This window comes from Pantoea sp. ME81 (assembly GCF_903970985.1).
Classification (GTDB): domain Bacteria; phylum Pseudomonadota; class Gammaproteobacteria; order Enterobacterales; family Enterobacteriaceae; genus Pantoea; species Pantoea communis.
Map to the genome: position 1 here is coordinate 1 of NZ_CAJCKS010000259.1, position 5,048 is coordinate 5,048.

The following is a 5,048-nucleotide window of genomic DNA, read 5'->3' on the forward strand; positions in this document are numbered from 1 at the left end:
GGTGGCATCGAAAGAGAAAGCCGCCTATGTCGCTGCGAAGCATGGGGTGGTAGGGCTGACAAAAGTGATTGCGCTGGAGAATGCCCAATCACCGATCACCTGCAACGCCATCTGTCCGGGCTGGGTGTTAACGCCGCTGGTGCAGCAGCAGATCGATAAACGCATCGCGGCCGGCGAAGATGCCGAAACCGCGCGCCTGGCGTTATTGTCAGAAAAACAACCTGCTCAGGCATTTGTTACGCCAGAGCAGTTGGGAGCATTGGTGCTGTTTCTGTGCAGTGAGGGCGGTGCGCAGGTGCGCGGCGCGGCCTGGAACATGGATGGCGGCTGGCTGGCGCAGTAATGCATCACGGCTTTATCCACGCAGCAATACACTCTTTCATCACGCGCAGGCGCTCGTCCAGCGCCGCTTTGGCACTGAGATCCTGCTGGTAGATAATCGATAGTGTTGACTGATTGATCAGATAGAAAAAGCCCAGCGCGGAGATATTGATATTGAGTTGCATCACATCGATATCCTCGCGCACGTTTCCTTCGGCGCGTCCTCGTTGCAGCAATTGCTGGGTGATACTGCTCCAGCTCTGATTAATCTGCACGGTAATGTCAGAGTCTTTGAGATGCCGCGCCTTGAGCTGATTTTCGCTGTTGAGCAGGCGAATGAATTCGGGGTTTTTCAGGTAATAGTGCCAGGTAAACTCCACCAGCTGCAAAATTGCCTGATCGGCGGGGAGGTGATCGAGCTTTAAGGCTGCTTCCTGCTCGCGAATGTCACGATAGGCTTCTTCCAGCACGCGGGTAAACAGAATGTCTTTGTTAGTGAAGTAGTAGTAAATCAGTTGCTTATTGGCATGAGCGCGTTCGGCGATGCTATCAACGCGTGCACCGTCGAATCCTTTCTCAGCGAACTCGGCGCGCGCGGCCATCAGTATCCGCACCTGCTTATCCGTGACATCCTCAATGTTACTCGCAACACGATCAACCAAAGCAGAATCCCCACATATCACTGTTTTACTGAGCATTATAGTGCCTCTTTTTGCGCATAAAACAAGGGCAAAAGATTTTCAACTAACTAGTTGGTTATGTGAATTCGATCAAAGTCAGGTCTCTTTCTGCCCATTATAGTGACGTCATCAACCAGTTAGTTGATTGATTATGAATCAGCGAACGGCGGAGCGTTGAAATAGATGTTGAACGTGTTACTTCCATCACAAACGACTTTGAGGTGAATACATGGCGCAGATTCCAGTGGGCATCATCATGCACGGCGTGACCGGGCGAATGGGTAAAAATCAACATCTCATCCGTTCGATTGTGCAGATTCGGCAGCAGGGCGGTGTGGCGCTGGCCAATGGCGACCGATTGATGCCCGATCCGATTCTGATTGGCCGCAACGCGGAAAAAATGGCTGCGCTGGCGCGGGAATTTGGTATTGAACGCTGGGGAACCAACATTGATGAAGCACTGAATAATCCGCATGACATCATCTTTTTTGATGCAGCCACCACCCAGGCACGTCCGGCGTTGCTGAAGAAAGCCATCAGCAAGGGGAAACACGTCTATTCGGAAAAGCCGGTAGCGATGGGGCTGGATGATGCGCTGGATCTATACCATTTCGCACAAGAAAAAGGCGTGTGTCACGGCGTGGTGCAGGACAAGCTATGGCTGCCGGGTCTGCAAAAGCTGCGTTTGCTTAATGAATCCGGCTTCTTTGGTCGCGTGTTATCGGTCCGCGGTGAATTTGGCTACTGGGTATTTGAAGGCAATCGCCAACCGGCCCAACGTCCATCCTGGAACTACCGCAGCGAAGATGGCGGCGGCATTATCCTCGACATGATTTGCCACTGGCGCTACGTCATCGACAACCTGTTCGGTGAAATCAAAAGCCTGAGCTGCATCGGCGCAACCCACATTCCACAGCGCTGGGATGAACAGCAGCAACCTTATGACGCCACGGCGGATGACGCGGTGTACGCCACCTTCGAACTGCACAACGGCGCGATTGTTCAGATCAACAGTTCATGGTGCGTGCGCGTGCGCCGCGATGATCTGGTGACATTCCAGGTGGATGGCGTCAACGGTTCAGCGGTGGCTGGCCTTAGCGATTGCTTTACGCAGGCTAGCGTCAATACGCCAAAGCCGGTGTGGAATCCGGATATCCGTCAAACCCATAACTTCTTCGATGACTGGGCCAGCGTGCCGGATACCCAGGTCTACGACAATGCATTCAAAGTGCAGTGGGAGCTGTTTTTACGCCACGTCTGGGGCGAAGGGGAATATCGCTGGGATTTGCTGGAAGGAGCCAAAGGTTTGCAACTGGTCGATCTGGCATTGAAAAGCTGGAAAGAGCGTCGCTGGGTTGATGTGCCATCGCTGGAACGCTAAGGAGCCGAACATGAGTCGTCCCCATTCCGAACAACTTTCGCTCAACACGGCGACCGTGCGCCAGCAGTGGGATTTACGCCAAATCATTAAAGGTTGTGCGCGCCATGAGATTCGCGGCATCTCGCCGTGGCGCGATCAGGTAGCAAACATCGGTTTAGCAGAAGCGGCGCGGCTGATTCGTCATCATGATCTGCGGGTGAGTGGCTACTGCCGGGGTGGCATGTTTCCCGGCGTTGATCAGCAAGCACGCCAGGCGACCCTGGCCGACAACCAGCGAGCGGTGGATGAAGCGCTGGAATTAGGCGCAGAGTGCCTGGTGCTGGTGGTCGGCGGTTTGCCGCCAGGTTCGAAAGATCTGCCGGGGGCGCGCCAGCAAGTGCGTGATGGACTCAGTGCTCTGCTGGAGTACGCCCGCGCGGGCGGCATGCCGCTGGCGATTGAACCGCTGCATCCCATGTACGCGGCGGATCGCGCCTGTATCAACACGCTGAAGCAGGCTAACGATCTCTGCGATGAATTGGGTGACGATGGACTGGGGATTGCCGTCGATGTCTATCACACCTGGTGGGATGCTGAGTTTTATCAGGAAATCGCCCGTGCGGGTCTGAAACGGCTGCTGGCGTTTCATATCTGCGACTGGCTCACGCCTACGCGAGATCTGCTGGAAGATCGCGGCATGATGGGCGATGGCGTTATCGATATCCGCGCCATGCGGGAAGCGGTAGAAGCCCAGGGTTATCGCGGACTACATGAAGTGGAAATTTTCTCCCGCCTGAACTGGTGGACTCAGGATCCAGATGAGGTGCTTAAGACCTGCAAGGCTCGCCATCTGGCGCACGGTTAACCGTATCTGACAGAGCTGAAAAGCTGTTTTCGTCGGTCACAGACATTGTCGAGGAAAAGATGAATACAGATACCCGCAAAATGATTCTGGTCACCGTGCTGTGCGGCCTTGGCTACATGATGTACTCGGTGGATCGCATGACGGTGTCATCAGCCATCGGGCTGATCGCCGGAGAGTTCGGTCTCGGTAAAGCGGAGAGTGGCATTTTGCTCTCCTCCTTCTTCTTTGGCTTCATCGTCTTTCTGTTCATTTCCGGCATTATCGCCGACAAGTTAAGCGGCAAACCGGTGCTGATTCTCGGCCTGATGATGTTTTCACTGGCGACACTGTTAACGGGTGTCGCCGGCAGCATGACCAGCCTGATTTTTTACCGCGTGATGACGGGCATCGGTGAGGGCATCTTCTGGCCTGCCGCCTCGCTCGAAGTGGCCAACGTGACCAGCGAAAAACAGCGCACCACCGTGATGTCTCTTTATTGGATGGGATATCCGATTGGCGGATTCCTCGGTACATGGATGGGCGCCATGCTCGGTCCGATCTTTGGCTGGCGCGTGGTGTTCTACGTGGCGGGCGCGATGGGCATGCTGGTGGCGCTGTTGTATCTGGTGCTGGTGAAAAATGATCGGAAACCTGCCGAGTTGATTGCACGCCAGGCGGCGGAGAAAGTGCCATTAAGAACCTTGTTCCGCCATGCGCCGGTGTTGCTAATGGCCGCGTTCTATTTCGTGCTGCTGGCAGGCTGGTGGATTGTGCTGCTGTGGGCACCGAGCTATTTGATGCAGGTAAAAAATCTGTCGATTGGCACTGCAGGCACCATCGCCAGTCTGCTGGGCATTACCGGTGCGCTGGGCGGTTTTGTATTGGGGCGCTACTGCGACAAGGGCGATTTCAAACGTCGTCGCACCATTCTGATGACCATTACTTTTATCAGCGGGCTGGTGATGGCCGCCATGGCATTCAATCTCTCGGTGCCGTTGGTGATTGTGCTGGTGCTGATCCTCGGTTTCCTTGGCTATCCGATTACACCCATTGTTCTCTCGCTCACTGCTGAACTGGTGCCGCCTTCTCTGCGCGGTTCCGCCATCGGCTTTGTGATGAATATGGGAATGGCGGCGGGCGGCATCTCGCCAATTGTGGCGGGTTACTACGCGCAGCATTACACCCTGCAACCGGTCTGGCTGGTCGCCGCCTGCGTCATTATCTGCAGCAGCCTGGTGTTGCTGGGGGTGCGTCGCCTGCCTATCGGAAGCCACAACAGTTCGCAGAATGTGATGCCGTCCGGGCATCTGGCAAAACACTGAAATAAGGAACAGAACCATGTCTGTGAGCAATAAAGTGCGTTTACTGGATCGCAACGGTCAGCCCTACAGCTACATCATGCAGGGTGAGCGCCACTGGAGCGTACCGGTGAAACCGGTATTCAACCGCGACGTGTATGCCGCTGCACATGTGGTTGCCGACCCGCAGCGCATGCAAAATCCACATAGCGATATGGCGATTGACTGGGACAGCACGCTGGAATATCGCCATCATTTAATGTCGCTGGGATTGGGCATCGCGGAAGCCATGGATACCGCGCAACGCGGCATGGGGCTGGATTGGCCAACCGCGCTGGAGCTTATAAAACGCAGTGTTGAGCAAGCGAAAGCGTATCCGGGGGCACGGGTCGCCAGCGGGGCTGGCACCGATCATCTGACGGACTTTTCCCAACTGACCCTACAGGATGTGATTGCCGCGTATGAGCAGCAAATCTCAGCAATCGAAGCCTGTGGCGGCCGTATTATCTTAATGGCCAGTCGCGCGCTCGCCGCCATTGCTAAGG

The 5,048-nt window shown here is 55.3% G+C and carries 6 protein-coding genes; 5 read left to right on the forward strand and 1 reads right to left on the reverse strand.

Going from position 1 to position 5,048, the window contains the following annotated elements:
- Positions 1-343 (forward strand): SDR family oxidoreductase (locus tag H7A81_RS25620; RefSeq protein WP_182059143.1); only part of this gene is annotated, 343 nt, incomplete at its 5' end.
- A 4-nt stretch (positions 344-347) separates the two neighbouring features.
- Here H7A81_RS25620 and H7A81_RS25625 read toward each other — a convergent pair.
- Complete coding sequence (locus H7A81_RS25625; protein WP_249221793.1) at positions 348-983, reverse strand: TetR/AcrR family transcriptional regulator; 636 nt, start codon at positions 981-983, stop codon at positions 348-350.
- Positions 984-1,230: 247 nt separating this feature from the next.
- Between H7A81_RS25625 and H7A81_RS25630 the strand changes: the two genes are divergently transcribed.
- From H7A81_RS25630 to H7A81_RS25645, 4 genes are all read left to right on the forward strand, one after another.
- Positions 1,231-2,382: a Gfo/Idh/MocA family protein gene (locus tag H7A81_RS25630; RefSeq protein WP_182059145.1), complete on the forward strand. Its 1,152-nt coding sequence runs from the start codon at positions 1,231-1,233 to the stop codon at positions 2,380-2,382.
- A 10-nt stretch (positions 2,383-2,392) separates the two neighbouring features.
- A complete protein-coding gene (locus H7A81_RS25635) occupies positions 2,393-3,226 on the forward strand; it encodes a sugar phosphate isomerase/epimerase (protein ID WP_182059146.1) in 834 nt (277 codons plus the stop codon).
- Between the two features lie 59 nt (positions 3,227-3,285).
- On the forward strand, positions 3,286-4,527 hold the full coding sequence (locus H7A81_RS25640; RefSeq protein ID WP_182059147.1) for an MFS transporter: 1,242 nt from the start codon (positions 3,286-3,288) through the stop codon (positions 4,525-4,527).
- Between the two features lie 16 nt (positions 4,528-4,543).
- Positions 4,544-5,048: DUF993 family protein (locus tag H7A81_RS25645; protein ID WP_182059148.1), on the forward strand; the 505-nt coding region annotated here is incomplete at its 3' end.

Excerpts from the sequence above, each read along its gene's own strand:
- H7A81_RS25630 (WP_182059145.1), top strand. The coding sequence starts at position 1,231 with ATGGCGCAGATTCCAGTGGGCATCATCATGCACGGCGTGACCGGGCGA.
- H7A81_RS25635 (WP_182059146.1), top strand. The coding sequence starts at position 2,393 with ATGAGTCGTCCCCATTCCGAACAACTTTCGCTCAACACGGCGACCGTG.
- H7A81_RS25640 (WP_182059147.1), top strand. The coding sequence starts at position 3,286 with ATGAATACAGATACCCGCAAAATGATTCTGGTCACCGTGCTGTGCGGC.